At 71.4% G+C, this 14,311-nt stretch carries 14 protein-coding genes and 1 pseudogene; 4 read left to right on the top strand and 11 right to left on the bottom strand.

All coding sequences use genetic code 11. The features are described from left to right. Nucleotides 1-65: 65 nt before the first annotated feature. The 3 genes and pseudogenes from purM to LVQ62_RS05925 form a co-directional block, all read right to left on the bottom strand. The gene (gene purM / locus LVQ62_RS05935) at nt 66-1,178 is read right to left on the bottom strand and encodes a phosphoribosylformylglycinamidine cyclo-ligase (RefSeq protein ID WP_233766434.1); all 1,113 of its coding nucleotides are present in this window, start codon (nt 1,176-1,178) and stop codon (nt 66-68) included. A gap of 131 nt (nt 1,179-1,309) precedes the next feature. Beyond that, a pseudogene (purF, locus tag LVQ62_RS05930) lies at nt 1,310-2,913 on the bottom strand (amidophosphoribosyltransferase). 33 nt (nt 2,914-2,946) lie between these two features. Next, a complete protein-coding gene (locus LVQ62_RS05925; protein ID WP_179483030.1) occupies nt 2,947-3,186 on the bottom strand; it encodes a hypothetical protein in 240 nt (79 codons plus the stop codon). A 69-nt stretch (nt 3,187-3,255) separates the two neighbouring features. On the opposite strand from LVQ62_RS05925, the gene LVQ62_RS05920 reads away from it, so the two are divergent. Further along, entirely contained in the window at nt 3,256-5,121 is a 1,866-nt protein-coding gene (locus tag LVQ62_RS05920) for a hypothetical protein (RefSeq protein WP_233767935.1), read from the top strand. Between the two features lie 59 nt (nt 5,122-5,180). Here the strand turns inward: LVQ62_RS05920 and LVQ62_RS05915 are convergent, their stop codons facing one another. Together LVQ62_RS05915 and LVQ62_RS05910 are read right to left on the bottom strand one after the other, a co-directional pair. Then, nucleotides 5,181-6,044, bottom strand: a complete 864-nt coding sequence (locus tag LVQ62_RS05915; RefSeq protein WP_233766427.1) for an LLM class flavin-dependent oxidoreductase — start codon at nt 6,042-6,044, stop codon at nt 5,181-5,183. A 9-nt stretch (nt 6,045-6,053) separates the two neighbouring features. Continuing rightward, nucleotides 6,054-6,422 (bottom strand): sterol carrier family protein, encoded by a 369-nt coding sequence (locus tag LVQ62_RS05910; protein WP_233766417.1) that lies wholly within the window; start codon nt 6,420-6,422, stop codon nt 6,054-6,056. A gap of 109 nt (nt 6,423-6,531) precedes the next feature. Between LVQ62_RS05910 and LVQ62_RS05905 the strand changes: the two genes are divergently transcribed. Beyond that, on the top strand, nt 6,532-7,329 hold the full coding sequence (locus LVQ62_RS05905; RefSeq protein ID WP_233766415.1) for a spermidine synthase: 798 nt from the start codon (nt 6,532-6,534) through the stop codon (nt 7,327-7,329). 64 nt (nt 7,330-7,393) lie between these two features. Here LVQ62_RS05905 and LVQ62_RS05900 read toward each other — a convergent pair whose 3' ends face one another. Next, nucleotides 7,394-7,684: a putative quinol monooxygenase gene (locus LVQ62_RS05900; protein WP_179483039.1), complete on the bottom strand. Its 291-nt coding sequence runs from the start codon at nt 7,682-7,684 to the stop codon at nt 7,394-7,396. 122 nt (nt 7,685-7,806) lie between these two features. Here LVQ62_RS05900 and LVQ62_RS05895 point away from each other — a divergent pair, with 122 nt between their 5' ends. Further along, on the top strand, nt 7,807-8,226 hold the full coding sequence (locus LVQ62_RS05895) for a PPOX class F420-dependent oxidoreductase (protein ID WP_233766413.1): 420 nt from the start codon (nt 7,807-7,809) through the stop codon (nt 8,224-8,226). A gap of 34 nt (nt 8,227-8,260) precedes the next feature. Here LVQ62_RS05895 and purL read toward each other — a convergent pair whose 3' ends face one another. From purL to LVQ62_RS05875, 4 genes are all read right to left on the bottom strand, one after another. Then, a complete protein-coding gene (gene purL / locus LVQ62_RS05890) occupies nt 8,261-10,549 on the bottom strand; it encodes a phosphoribosylformylglycinamidine synthase subunit PurL (protein ID WP_233766409.1) in 2,289 nt (762 codons plus the stop codon). 16 nt (nt 10,550-10,565) lie between these two features. Next, the gene (gene purQ / locus LVQ62_RS05885; protein WP_233766400.1) at nt 10,566-11,237 is read right to left on the bottom strand and encodes a phosphoribosylformylglycinamidine synthase subunit PurQ; all 672 of its coding nucleotides are present in this window, start codon (nt 11,235-11,237) and stop codon (nt 10,566-10,568) included. Further along, complete coding sequence (gene purS, locus LVQ62_RS05880) at nt 11,234-11,491, bottom strand: phosphoribosylformylglycinamidine synthase subunit PurS (RefSeq protein WP_179483050.1); 258 nt, start codon at nt 11,489-11,491, stop codon at nt 11,234-11,236. The genes purQ and purS overlap by 4 nt, the downstream gene beginning before the upstream one ends. Before the next feature lie 65 nt (nt 11,492-11,556). Next, nucleotides 11,557-12,447 carry a phosphoribosylaminoimidazolesuccinocarboxamide synthase gene (locus LVQ62_RS05875; protein ID WP_370639678.1) on the bottom strand — a complete coding sequence of 297 codons (891 nt, stop codon included), beginning with the start codon at nt 12,445-12,447 and terminating at the stop codon, nt 11,557-11,559. Between the two features lie 120 nt (nt 12,448-12,567). Between LVQ62_RS05875 and LVQ62_RS05870 the strand changes: the two genes are divergently transcribed. Next, nucleotides 12,568-12,777 carry a CsbD family protein gene (locus tag LVQ62_RS05870; protein ID WP_179483054.1) on the top strand — a complete coding sequence of 70 codons (210 nt, stop codon included), beginning with the start codon at nt 12,568-12,570 and terminating at the stop codon, nt 12,775-12,777. 82 nt (nt 12,778-12,859) lie between these two features. On the opposite strand, the gene purD is transcribed toward LVQ62_RS05870, so the two are convergent. Then, on the bottom strand, nt 12,860-14,125 hold the full coding sequence (gene purD / locus LVQ62_RS05865) for a phosphoribosylamine--glycine ligase (RefSeq protein WP_233766393.1): 1,266 nt from the start codon (nt 14,123-14,125) through the stop codon (nt 12,860-12,862). Between the last annotated feature and the right edge of the window lie 186 nt (nt 14,126-14,311).

The raw sequence follows: 14,311 nt of genomic DNA, 5'->3' as shown, positions 1-14,311 counted from the left end.
AGCGCCACACCCGCCGGTGTGGCGCTCAGCTATGCCGGCTGGGCCCGCCAGGTGAGTGGGGTCGGTCAGGAACGGTGTCGGCCGATGAGCTGTGCGCCGCCGCCCGTGGTGCCCTTGGCACCCGTGACCACCTGCGCTGCGTGGCTGTCGACCTGCTCTGCCGCCTCGATGCGACCGAGCGACCACGCGTCCAGGCCGAGCGCATCGAGTACGCCGATCGCCCGCTCGGCGTGCTCGGCCGGGAGCACGACCACGAAGCCGACCCCCATGTTGAGGGTGCGCTCGAGGTCCTCCTGCGGCACGCGGCCCAGCTGACCGACCACCTGGAAGACCGGCGGCGGTGACCAGGTCGACCGGTCCAGGACGGCAACGACACCGGTGGGCAGCACCCGCGCGACGTTCGCGACGAGCCCGCCACCGGTGATGTGGGAGAGCGCGTGGACGTCGACGCCGTCGGTGCGGATCAGCTTCAGCAGGTCGGCGGCATAGACACGGGTCGGTGTCAGCACCTCCTCGCCGAGGGTGCGGCCGAACTCGGCCACCTCGCGATCCCAGCCCCACCCGGCGGAGGCGACCACGCGCCGTACCAGGGACAGCCCGTTGGAGTGCAGGCCGGAGGAGGCGACGGCCAGGACCGCGTCGCCCACGCGCACCCGGTCCGGGGTGAGCAGGTCGGCGTACTCCACGACACCGGTGGCCGCGCCCGCGACGTCGTACTCGTCGGGCTCGAGCAGGCCCGGGTGCTCCGCGGTCTCGCCACCGACGAGCGCCACCCCGGCCTGCGCGCAGGCGGCGGCGATGCCGGAGACGACCGCGGCGATCCGCTCCGGGACGACCTTGCCCGTCGCGATGTAATCGGTCATGAAGAGCGGCTCCGCGCCGCAGACGACGATGTCGTCGACGACCATCCCCACCAGGTCGAACCCGATGGTGTCGTGCTTGTCCATGGCCTGCGCGACGGCGACCTTCGTGCCGACGCCGTCCGTGGAGGTGGCGAGGACAGGCCGGGTCATCCCGGCCAGCGCGGACGCGTCGAACAGGCCGGCGAATCCGCCGAGACCGCCGATGACCTCCGGGCGCTGCGCGCGCCGCACGGACGCCTTCATCAGCTCGACTGCCTTGTCGCCGGCTTCGACGTCGACTCCGGCGCCGGCGTAGGTGATGGGAGCGTCGGTCATGGTGTCCTCGGATGGTTTCGTCGGATTACGGGGAGTCTGCGGGTTCCCGAGCGCGGCGGAGAACTTCGTGGGGTCTCGGTCGGGGTCCCCCGCAAAGTATCGGAGCGGAGCGGAGAACTCTGTGGGATGTCTTACGGGTGCAGCAGGGCGCCGCTGCCGCCGCCCGCGACTCCCACATTCACCCCGTCGGCGTCCCGCCGGCCGTCGACCTCGCCGCGGTCCGCCGGGGTGTGCTCGATCGAGGCGTCGTGGCCGGTCCGCAGCTCGATCGGCAGCGTCTCCAGCAGGTGTTTGCCGATCCGGCCATCCTCCGGCAGTGCGATCGGGTAGTCACCGGTGAAGCAGGCGCTGCACAGCTCGCTCGCCGGCTGGTCGGTCGAGGCGATCATGCCGTCCTCGGAGATGTAGCCCAAGGAGTCGGCGCCGATCGAGGCTCGGATGGCCTCCGTGTCCAGGCCGTTGGCGACCAGCTCGGCCCGGGTGGCGAAGTCGATGCCGTAGAAGCACGGCCACTTCACCGGCGGGCTGGAGATGCGCACGTGGATCTCGGTCGCGCCGGCCTCGCGCAGCATCCGGATCTGGGCGCGCTGGGTGTTGCCGCGCACGATGGAGTCGTCGATGACGACGATCCGACGCCCGCGGATGGCATGTTCGAGGGGGTTGAGCTTCAGCCGGATGCCGAGCTGGCGCAGGGTCTGGCTGGGCTGGATGAAGGTGCGGCCGACGTACGCGTTCTTCACGAACCCCTGACCGAACGGGATGCCGGCCTCCTGCGCGTACCCGGTGGCGGCGGGCACGCCCGACTCGGGCACCCCGATGACCAGGTCCGCCTCGACGGGGTGCTCGCGGGCCAGCTGACGGCCCATCTCCACACGCGCCTCGTGCACGACGCGGCCGCGGATGACGGCGTCGGGGCGGGCCAGGTAGACGTACTCGAAGACGCAGCCCTTGGGCTTGGCCTCGGCGAACTTGTGCGACCGCAGACCGTTCTCGTCGATCGCGATCAGCTCGCCGGGCTCGATCTCGCGGACGACGCTCGCGCCGATCGTCTGCAGCGCCGCGGTCTCCGAGGCCACCACCCAGCCGCGCTCGAGCCGGCCCAGCGCGAGGGGTCGGACCCCCTGCGGGTCGCGGGCGGCGTACAAGGTCTGCTCGTTCATGAAGACGAAGCAGAACGCGCCGCGCAGCTGGGCAGCACCTCCAGGGCGACATCTTCCAGCGAGCGCTCGGGGTGCTCGGACAGCAGCGCCGTCACCAGTGCGGTGTCGGAGGTGTTGCCGCGGCCGATCTCGCCGCCGATCTTGCGACCGGCGTGCTGCTCGTCGACCAGGTCGCGCAGCTCGGCGGTGTTGATCAGATTGCCGTTGTGCGCGAGGGCGACGGTGCGTTCCTCGCTGCCGCCGAGCGTGGGCTGGGCGTTCTCCCAGGTGCTGCCGCCGGTGGTGGAGTAACGGTTGTGCCCGATCGCGAGGTGACCGCGTAGGGAGGAGAGGCTCGACTCGTCGAAGACCTGCGAGACCAGACCCATGTCCTTGTAGATCAAGATGCTCTCGCCGTCGCTGGTCGCGATCCCGGCGGACTCCTGGCCGCGGTGCTGCAGCGCGTAGAGGCCGAAGTAGGTCAGCTTGGCGACGTCCTCACCGGGCGCCCACACCCCGAACACCCCGCAGGCGTCCTGGGGGGATTTCTCCCCCGGCATCAGATCGTGCGAGAGCCTGCCGTCACCGCGCGTCACGTCGACAAGTGTCCCACGGCTCGGCGGGTGCGCTCAGCGCAGGGACCGGTGGTCCATCAGGACCGCCAGCAGACCGCCGATGACCGCGCCGATGACCGCGCCGGTCACGGCGAGGAGACCGACCGCCGTACCATGCGAATAGTTGCCGGTGCTGGCGCGTACGCCGATCAGCGAGCCGATGGCGATGCCGATGACGGCGCCGGTCAGCAGGAACGCGACGATGTTGGGGGCGCGGCGCACCGGACGTAGCGGGGGCGGACGGTGATCGGACACCCCTCAACCGTAGGTGACGTTTGGCTAGGGTGACGACGTCCCCCACCACACCCGTAGAAGTGAGTTCGCATGATCTGGGCCGTCCTCGTCCTGGCGATCATCGCCGTTGCCGAAGGTCTGTATATCGCGCTGCGCGATCCCAAGCGCGGCGGTTCGATCGGCATCCACGGTGTCTCCGGCGACCGGAAGGGCAGTCCGGAGGTGGCGGAGGCGCCCGCGGCCGAGCCGGAGTCGGTGCAGGCGGGCGGCTCGCAGGCGCGTACGCCGGCCGAGAAGCCCCTCGAGAAGCAGCCGGCCGCGGAGCAGCAGGCCGCGAGCATGCAGGACGAGGAGGTCGCGAAGGCTCAGCCGGAGTCGGCGCGCACCCCCGACGAGAAGGACGAGTCGGCTGCGGCCGGTGGCGACGATTGGGACGCCGCACCTGCGGCCGTGGCCGACAGTGCCCAGCCGGCGGCCGAGAAGACTCCTGAGAAGGCCCCCGAGCCCACGAAGTCCGAGCCGGCGGAGTCCGAGCCCGAGAAGAAACCGGCGCCTGCTGTCGCGGCCGCCGGTGGAGGCGACGACTGGGACGCCGCGCCGCCCGCCCTGGACGACAAAGCCCCCGCCGAGAAGTCGGCGGAGAAGGCCCCCGAGCCGGCGACGTCCGAGCCCGAGGAGGAGCCGGCGACCACTGCGCCCGCAGCCGGTGGAGGCGACGACTGGGACGCCCCGCCGCCCGCCCTGGACGACAGCGCACCCACCACTGAGAAGCCGGCCGAGGAGCCCGCTGAGGCCGCGAAGGTCGAGGAGAAGCCCGCCGAGGCCGCGAAGCCCGCGGAGGAACCGGCCCCCGCTGCCGCGGCCGCGCCCTCCGCAGGTGGAGGCGACGACTGGGCCACCCCGCCCCCGCCGCTGGACGACAGGACCCCTGCCGAGAAACAGACTGAGAAGCCGGCCGAGGAGCCCGCTGAGGCCGCGAAGGTCGAGGAGAAGCCCGCCAAGCCCGTGGCCAAGGAGGAACCGGCCCCCGCTGCCGCGGCCGCGCCCCCCGCAGGTGGAGGCGACGACTGGGCCACCCCGCCCCCGCCGCTGGACGACAGCGCCCCCGCCGCCGAGGAGTCCGCGACTCGGGCTGCGCCGGTGGCCGAGGAACAGCGCGAGGACACCGACGACGACAAGGCCGAGGAGCGCGCCGAGCGCGCTCACGAGGCCCCCGCCACGGAGCAGGTCTCTGCGTCGACGACCGCAGACGCCGGGGCCGAACCCGCCCCGGCCGGCACCCCGGCAGCCGATGCTCCTGCCGCGGGCGGTGGCGACGACTGGGCCACCCCGCCCCCGCCGCTGGACGACACCGCTCCCCCCGCTGCCAAGCCGGCCGCGGAGGCAGCACACCCCGAGCCCGCACGGGACGAGGACCGCGAGCTGGCTGCTGACGAGCAGCGCGAGGACACCGACGACGACCAGCCGGAGGAGCGCACCGAGCGGGCCCGCGAGGCCCCCGCCACGGAGAAGGTGTCGCAGTCCACGACCGCCGACGCCGGGGCCGAACCCGCCCCGGCCGGCACCCCGGCAGCCGATGCTCCTGCCGCGGGCGGAGGCGACGACTGGGCCACCCCGCCCCCGCCGCTGAACGACGCGCCGTCGACGAGCCAGGCCCCGCATGAGGCCCCGGCCGCCAGCAGCCCGGTCTCGGATCACGCCGCCGGGCACGTCTCCGACGGCTCCGACGAGGCATCCGCCGGCGATGAGGAGGACGGCCCCCTCGGCCCGGGGACCGCGGCTCCGGCCGAGGACGGCTCGGGGCCCGAAGGCTGGGTGAAGGGCGACGACAACGACATGTCCTTCCACACACCCGAGTCGCCCGGTTTCGACGACGCCGAGGCCAGCGTGTGGTTCAAGGACGAGGCGGCCGCCCGGCGCGGCGGTTTCCGGCACTGGGATCCCAGCAAGCGCTAGGTCTCACCATTCGGACATGCCGGGCGGGTCACCTGTGACCCGCCCGGCATGTCCATTTTTCAGGGGCGAGTGAGGTAGCGGTCGGCGACCGCTTCCAGGACGTCGCGTGAGCCGGCGTACGGCCCATCGGGGCGCGGCCAGTGCGTGATCACGTCGGTGAAGCCGAGCTCCTCCGCACGTCCGACCATGTCGGCGAAGTGCTCGACGCTGGAGAGGGCGTACGCGCCGCCGCCGTCCAGGTTCAGGTGCCGTTCGAAGTCGTCCTCACGTTCGCGGGCCGCGAGCGCGCGGGTCATCCGCTCCGACACGTCGGCCAGGCCCGCCCACCACGTCGGCTCGTCGGCCGGCTTGCCGTAGGTCACCCAGCCGTTGCCGCGCTCGGCGGCGATCGAGATCGAGCGCGGTCCGTTCGCCGCGAGGATGAACGGCGGTCGCGGGCTCTGCACCGCGCCGGGCAGCGTCCGGGCGTCGTTCGCGCGGAAGTACGCGCCGTCGTACGACACATGGTCCTCGCGCAGCACGGTGTCCAGGCGGGTGACGAACTCCTCGTAACGGTCGACGCGCTCCCGCGTGCTCAGCGTCGGCTGCCCGATGACCTGCGAGTCCCGGTCACCCCCGACCCCGATGCCGACGATCAGACGGCCGGCGGAGATGTCGTCGACGGCCAGGATGTCGCGCATGAACGTGACCGGGTCACGGAAGTTGGGCGAGCTCACGAACGTGCCGAGCCGGGCCCGTGAGGTGACCATCGCGGCGGCGGTCAGGGTCGGCATGGTCCCGAACCACGGCGAGTCCGGCAGCCCTTCCCAGGTGAGGTGGTCGTAGGTCCAGAGGTGGTCGAAGCCCAGCTCCTCGGCGGCCCGCCAGAGGGGTGCGGCGTCGGACCAGCGGTGCTCGGGCAGGATCGTGATTCCGAAGCGCATGGCCGCAGCCTACGAGCGTCGTACGAGGGGAAGGTAGGCCGACAGGTCCGCCCGACCACCCGACGCGCTCAGCCGACCGCTGGACTCCGCCTCCGACCAGGTGAGATCGCCGACAGCCAATGCGAGCCACGAGTCAGCCTGCAGCTCAACGACGTTCGGGGGCGTGCCGCGCCGGTGCGTCGTGCCCTGGATGACCTGCACGGCGCCGTACGGCGGCACGCGCACCTCGACGCTGCGGCCCGGGGCCTGCAGGGACAACTCCTCCAGCGTGTAGCGCACGGCGGTCGCGAGCGTGGCACGGTCCAGGGACCTCGGATCGGCCATCCAGGCGCGCAGCGCGGCTCCGCCTTCGGCCGGATCGATACGTCGGCGCGGCATCCGTCCATCCCACCACGAGCCGCCGCTGCGGGTGTCCGCGGTTTCGTGCGGACGGGTGCGCGATAGAGCGGACAGTCGGGGTTCGCGAGGGTTCCAGCAGACTGTGCGGATGGCCGACATCGAGTTCGTGACCGACGAGCGCGGTGGGGTGACCGTGATGCGCGACGGGCACCCGCAGTCCCATGTGCAACCCGACGATCCGCGGCTCCTGGTCTTCGAGTACGTCCAGCACTTCGCTCTGGTCCTCGATCTGCTGCCGCCCGGCCCGCTACGGGTGACGCACGTCGGCGGCGCCGGCCTCACCCTGGCTCGCTACCTGCAGGCCACCCGCCCCGGATCGCCGCAGATCGTGCTCGAACCCGACGTCGAGCTGACCGAGTCGGTGCGACGCGAGATCCCGCTCCCCCGCCAGCACCGCATCCGGGTGCGCCCGGCCGACGGTGCCGCGGGCGTCCGGGCCCTGCGGGACGCAAGTGCCGACGTGATCGTGCTCGACGCGTACGCCGACGGCAGGGTGCCCGCCGAACTCACGGCGAGCGCGTTCCTCGCCGAGTGCGCACGGGTGCTCGCGCCGAGCGGGCTGCTCCTGGCGAACCTCGCCGACGAGCCGGGCATGCGGTACATCCGCCGGGTGGTCGCGACCCTGCCCGCCTCGCTGCCCGAGGTGGCGCTCCTCGCGACCAACGAGGTGCTGAAGGGGCGCCGGTTCGGCAACGTCGTGCTGCTCGCGTCGGCGGCGCCGATCGACCTACGCGGGCTGCGACGAGCCGCAGCCCGCGCCGACTTCCCGACCGGCCTACGCGCCGCTGCAGAGATCGCGGCTCTGGTGCGCGGCGTCCCGCCGTTCGGCGAGACCGGTGAGCGCTCCCCCGCGCCCCCGGAGCTGGGCGGCTGGCGGGTGCGCTGAGCGGCGCGTCCGTCGACGGTCGGGGATGCGCCAGAGCGATCTCGGCGCAGCCCCGACCCCTCGGTTACGCGTCCGCCAGCGGGTAGATCGCGGGCTGGCCGGCCATGAGCGGCCCGGCGACCGAGAACGCCTTGGCGATGTGCTCGGACTTCATGTGCTGATCCAGGTCGTCACGCGAACGCCACTTCTCGATCGTGATGAACGTGGTCGGTGCGTCGGCAGCGACTCGCAGTTCGTAGCTGACACAGCCCTCTTCGGTGCGGGTCGCGGTCACCAGCTCCTCCAGCGCAGCCTTCACCTCCGCCTCGTTCCCCGGCTTGGCTTCGATCACGGCAACGACATCCAGATCGGACACGGTGACACCTTCCAACTCGTGCGGGATCGACGTCGACCCCGTCTCCGCGCAGTCTGACAGGCTGCCCGCGCGGGCGTCCGGAGATGGTGACGCCTCGGGTGGTCATGCGGCAGGCTGCAGGGATGAGCGACGACGCACTGCGGACCCTGATCGCGGACTCCCGGATGGCAAGCCTGGCGACGATCAAACGCGACGGACGGCCGCAGCTGTCCAACGTGGTCTATCTCTACGACCACTCGCGCGACATGTGCACCGTGTCGGTCACCGCCGACCGCGCGAAGACCCACAACCTGCAACGTGATCCGCGTGCCAGCCTCCTCGTCAACGCCAAGGGCGGCTGGCAGTACGCCGTGGCGGAGGCCGACGCCGAGCTGATGCCCGTGAGCGCCGACCCGCAGGACGCCAGCGTGGAGGAACTGGTCGACCTCTATCGCGCGCTACAGGGCGAGCACGACGACTGGGACGACTACCGGGCGGCCATGGTCCGCGACCGCCGCCTGCCGCTGCACCTCCACATCACGCACCTCTACGGCTCCGCCTGACCCTGCCCCGCCCGCCGAGTGAGGGGCCCGTCGATCAGCCGAAGACGGCCGGCAGGGTGTCGGTGTGCGCCCGACGCAGTTCCCCGAGAGTCATCGAGTCGACGCCCTCGATCTGCAGACCGTCGATCTCGGCCGCCGTGACGCCGATCGCCGACATCTCCACGCCGTGCCCGTCGCACAACGACGCAAGTGCGTCCGCGTGCTCCGGCGCAACGGCGACCACCGCGCGTGCGGCCGACTCGGAGAAGAGGTCGGTGAAGACGTTGTCGGACAACGAGATCCGCGCACCGATCCCGTGTCGCAGCACACCCTCCATCAGCGCGACCGCGAGGCCGCCCTGCGAGAGGTCGTGCGCTGCTGCGATGACGCCGTCCCGTGCTCCCTGCACGAGGACGTCCGCCAGCGCACGTTCGGCGGAGAGATCGACCTGCGGCGGTGTACCGCCGAGGTGGCCGTGCACGACCCCGGCCCACTCCGAGCCGTCGAACTCCTCGCGGGTCGCACCGAGCTGGAAGAGGTAGAGACCGCCCGTCGACCAGCCGGACGGCGTACGCCGCGCGACGTCCTCGAGCACGCCCAGCACCGACAGGACAGGCGTCGGGTGGATCGCGGTGGCGCCGGTCTGGTTGTAGAACGACACGTTGCCACCGGTCACCGGCACGCCGAACGCCCTGCAGCCGTCGACGATCCCGTCGACCGCCTGGGAGAACTGCCACATCACGCCGGCATCCTCGGGTGAGCCGAAGTTGAGGCAGTCCGAGACCGCCACCGGCAGCGCGCCGGTGGTCGCGACGTTGCGGTAGGCCTCGGCCAGCGCGAGCTGCGCACCGGCGTACGGGTCGAGCTGCGCGAAGCGGGCGTTGCAGTCGGTCGAGAGCGCGACGCCGAGCCCGGTCGACTCGTCGACGCGTACGACGCCGGCGTCGTCGGGCATCGCCAACGAGGTGTTGCCGCGGACGTAACGGTCGTACTGGTCGGTGATCCAGGACTTGTCGCAGATGTTCGGCGACGCCAGCACCTGCAGCAGCTGCTCGCGCAGCTCGGCCGGGGTCGACGGCCGAGTGAGCCCGAGTGCCGAATCAGCCTGCAGCGCATCGAGGTACGCCGGTCGCTGCATCGGTCGCTCGTAGACCGGGCCGTCGTGGGCGACCGAGCGCGGCGGCACGTCGACGATGGTCTCGCCGTGCCAGCTGATGAGAAGGTGGGTGCCGTCGGTGACCTCGCCGAGGACCGTCGCCTCGACGTCCCAGCGGTCGGTGATCGCCAGGAACTCCTCGAGTTGATCCGGCGCGACGACCGCCATCATGCGTTCCTGCGACTCGGACATGAGGATCTCCTCAGGCCGCAGAGACGCGTCGCGCAGCGGCACGGTGTCGAGCTCGATCGTCATACCGCCGTCGCCAGCGGAAGCGAGTTCGCTGGTGGCACAGGAGAGTCCGGCTCCGCCGAGGTCCTGAATTCCTTCGACCACGCCGGCGCGGTAGAGGTCGAGGCAGCACTCGATGAGCACCTTCTCCGCGAACGGGTCGCCCACCTGCACCGACGGCCGCTTCGTGGGGCCGGCAGAGTCGAAGGTCTCCGACGCGAGCACCGAGACCCCGCCGATGCCGTCGCCACCGGTCTTGGCGCCGAAGAGCACGACCTTGTTGCCGACACCGGTGGCCTTCGCCAGGTGCAGGTCCTCGTGCCGCAGAGCACCCACGCACAGCGCGTTGACCAGCGGATTTCCCTGGTAGCACTCGTCGAAGACGACCTCGCCGCCGATGTTGGGGAGGCCGAGGCAGTTGCCGTAACCGCCGATCCCGGCGACCACGCCCGGCAGCACCCGCAGGGTGTCCGGGTGGTCGAGCGCGCCGAAGCGCAGCGGGTCCATCACGGCGATCGGGCGGGCGCCCATCGCCATGATGTCGCGCACGATGCCGCCGACGCCGGTCGCGGCGCCCTGGTGCGGCTCGATGTACGACGGGTGATTGTGCGACTCGATCTTGAAGGTGACCGCCCAGCCCTGGCCGATGTCGACCACGCCGGCGTTCTCACCGATCCCGGCGAGCTGCTTGCCGATCGGTGTCTCGGCCGGCAGGTCGCCGAAGCGACGCAGGTGGACCTTGGAGGACTTGTAGGAGCAGTGCTCGCTCCACATCACCGAGTACATCGCGAGCTCGGCGCTGGTGGGACGACGACCGAGGATCTCGCGGATCCGTGCGTACTCCTCCTCCTTCAACCCGAGCTGAGCCCATGGCTGTACGACGTCAGGAGACTCCGCTGCCCGGCCGACCGTGTCCACGCCTTCGGTGGACGGCGCCTGGATGATGTTGTCCGTCATAGCTATTCGTAAGACCTCACGCGTCGACGAGCGAGTGCAGCACTGACGTGAAGAACGCCAGGCCGTCGGTGCTGGGCCCGAATCCGGACTCCACACAGTGTTCGGGGTGCGGCATGAGCCCGACGACGTTGCCGCGCTCGTTGGTGATGCCGGCGATATCCCGGTAGGACCCGTTGGGGCTGGCGCCGAGGTAGCGGAACGCCACCCGGCCCTCACCCTCGAGGGCGTCGAGGGTGGCCTCGTCCGCGACGTAGCCGCCTTCGCCGTTCTTGAGGGCGATCAGGATCTCCTGGCCGCTCTCGAAGTCGCCGGTCCAGGCGGTGGAGTCGTTCTCGACCCGCAGCCGCTGGTCGGTGCAGATGAACTTGCGGTGGTCGTTGCGGATCAGCGCGCCGGGCAGCAGGTGGGACTCGCACAGCACCTGGAAGCCGTTGCAGATGCCGAGCACCGGCAACCCGCCCTGCGCGGCCGGCACCAGCTTGTCCATGACGGGCGCGAACCGGGCGATGGCACCGGCGCGCAGGTAGTCGCCGTACGAGAAGCCACCCGGCAGCACGACGGCGTCGACCCCGTGCAGGTCGGCGTCCGCGTGCCAGAGCGACACGGCCTCGCCGCCCGCCAGGCGGATCGCGCGCTGCGCGTCGTGGTCGTCCAGGGATCCCGGGAACGTGACGACGCCGATCTTCACGCGTCCGACTCCAGCGCGTGCACGCTCACGACGTCCTCGATGACCGGGTTCGACAGGAGCGTGTCGGCCGCCTCGCGGGCCTGGGCGAGGACCGTGTCCGTGACGGGGCCGTCGACCGCGAGCACGAAGCGCTTGCCCTGGCGTACGTCGGTGAAGTCGCCGAAGCCGAGCCGGGGCAGGGCGCCGGCCACCGCCTGGCCCTGCGGGTCGAGGATCTCGGGTTTGAGCATGACGTCGATGACGACGTGTCCCATTGCTGTTTCTCCCACGGGGGCCGGTGACGCAGACCTGATCGAACCCGGTAGATGCTACCGGCGGCTCAGGGGCGGAATGTGCGGCCGGTCAGCTGCTCGTACGCCTCGACGTAGCGATCGCGGGTCTGCCCGACGACGTCCTGCGGCAGCTCGGGCGGCTCCTCGCCCGACGCGCGGTCCCATCCCGAAGCCGGTGAGGTGAGCCAGTCGCGCACGTACTGCTTGTCGTACGACGCCTGCGGGTGGCCCGGCTCCCAGGACACCGCCGGCCAGAACCGGGAGGAATCGGGCGTCAGCACCTCGTCGGCCAGCACGATCTCGCCATCGGCCCGGACGCCGAACTCCACCTTGGTGTCGGCGATGAGGATCCCCCGCGGCGCGGCGATCTCGTTGCTGCGGTCCAGGATGCGCACGGTCAGGTCGCGCACGCGCGCCGCGAGATCGGGGCCGACCTTCGCCGTCACCTCGTCGTAGGTCATCGGCAGGTCGTGCTCGCCGACCGGAGCCTTGGTGGTGGGGGTGAAGACGGGCTTCGGCAGCCGGTCGCCGTCGACCAGCCCCGCAGGCAGCTCGACCCCGCTGACCGCGCCGTCCCGCTCGTACTCCGACAGGCCACCACCGGTCAGGTAGGCGCGGGCGATGCACTCAACCGGCACCATGTCGAGGCGTTCGACGAGGACGGCCCGCCCGGCGACCTGCTCGGGCACGTCGGTGGAGACGATCTGGTTCGGCACCAGGTCGGCCAGCTGATCGAACCACCACAGCGACAGCTGGGTGAGCACGGCGCCCTTGTCCGGGATCTGCGAGCGCAGCACGAAGTCGTAGGCCGAGATCCGGTCCGAGGCGACCAGCAGCAGCCGGTCCGTACGCGGCGCACCGTCGTCGCCCAGCGGCGCGTAGAGGTCGCGGACCTTGCCGGAGTAGACGTGCGCGAAACCCGGCAGCGTGAGCGTCATGGCGCGCATTCTGTCAGTGCGGGGGAACCGCCGAGGGTGGCCACCCGTTGGACGGGTAGCAGGCAACCTGGCTCACGAGGGGACATACTCGTGGCTACGTGCACAACAATTGGAGGAATCATGGGCATTGGCGACAAGATCTCGAATCTCGTGCAGCAGGGCAAGGGCAAGGCCCAGGAAGCGGCCGGCAACGCCACCGACAACCCCGACCAGGTAGCCGAGGGCAAGGCCAACCAGTCCGGCGGCGAAATGAAGCAGGCCGGCGAGAACATCAAGGACGGCGACCTCAAGGGCGCCGCGTCGGACGCCAAGGACGCTTTCGACCACTGATCTCACAGCAGAGCCCCCGGCCGTCAGGTCGGGGGCTTTCGCATGCCCGCTCACGTGATGGGGCGAGCTCGAGGATCCGGGTTCAGGGCACGTGGACCTCGCCGCGCTCCGCAGCCAGCGCGATGTCGGTGCGGTGCCGGCTGCCGCGCATCCGGATGCCGTCCACGCATGCGTACGCCGCGGCACGCGCCCCGGCGAGGGTGTCGCCCAGCGCCACCACGGACAGCACCCGACCGCCGGACGACACCAGTGACCCGTCACGTCGCGCAGTCCCCGCGTGCAGCACCGACACCCCGTCGGAGACCTCGATGCCGGTGATCTCGTCACCGGTGACCGGGCTCGCCGGGTAGTTCTCCGCGGCGATCACGACCGTGACCGCGCTCTGCTCCCGCCACACCAATGGGTGCTGGTCGGCGAGGGCCCCGGTGGCAGCCGCGTACAGCAGGGCGCCGAGCGGTGTGCGCAGCCGCGCGAGGACGACCTGGGTCTCCGGGTCGCCGAACCGGGCGTTGAACTCGATCACCCGCGGCCCGGCGGAGGTGAGCGCCAGGCCGACGTAGAGCACGCCCACGAACGGGGTGCCGCGTCGGCGCATCTCATCGACGGTGGGCTGGGCGACCCGGCGTACGACGTCGTCCACCAAGCCTTCGGGCGTCCAGCCCAGCGGCGAATAGGCCCCCATTCCACCGGTGTTGGGGCCTTCGTCACCATCGAGCGCTCTCTTGAAGTCCTGCGCGGGTGCGAGCGCGCGGACGGTCTCGCCGTCGGTGAGGCAGAAGAGGGACACCTCCGGACCATCGAGGAACTCCTCGACGACGACCTCGCTGCCGGCGGCCAGGCAGGCCCGGCCGTGCTCCAGCGCCGCGGTCAGGTCGTCGGTCACCACGACGCCCTTTCCTGCCGCCAGACCATCGTCCTTCACGACGTACGGCGTGCCGGTGGCGTCGAGCGCGTCGCGCACCTGCTCCTCGGTGCGGCACACATGGCACCGGCCGGTGGGTACGTCGGCAGCGGCCATCACGTCCTTGGCGAACGCCTTGCTTCCCTCCAGCCGGGCAGCCTCGCCGGACGGGCCGAAGACGGCGAACCCGGCCTGGCGCAGGACGTCGGCCACCCCGGCGACGAGCGGCACCTCGGGCCCGATGACGACCAGATCCACGGCGGCATCCTCGGCGATGGCCCGGATCGCGTCGGCGTCGCGCACATCGGGCAGCTCGAGGCACTCGGCCAGCTCGGCGATCCCCGGATTACCGGGTGCGGCCACCACGCGCGTCACGTCCGGATCGATCACCAGCCCCTGCACGAGCGCGTGTTCGCGGGCACCGGCACCGACCACAAGGACCTTCACGAGCACAGAGCCTAGGGCGACCCGGGCGAACGAAGGTCAGCGCGGCCCGCCGCGGGCGCGCGCAGCCACAGAGCCGCAGGAAGAGGTGAGGAAGGTGGTGGGACCCTCCCGAAAGTCAGGGGGAGGTCTTTCGGGAGGTTCCCACCGCGAGGCGCGGTGGTCTGCCGAGGGGGTCGGCGACGCTTC

Origin of the sequence: Allobranchiibius sp. GilTou73, from assembly GCF_021391335.1 — a bacterium.
GTDB lineage: Bacteria > Actinomycetota > Actinomycetes > Actinomycetales > Dermatophilaceae > Allobranchiibius > Allobranchiibius huperziae.
The sequence above is the reverse complement of the archived record's forward strand: the minus strand, read 5'-3'. Positions and strand labels throughout refer to the sequence as shown.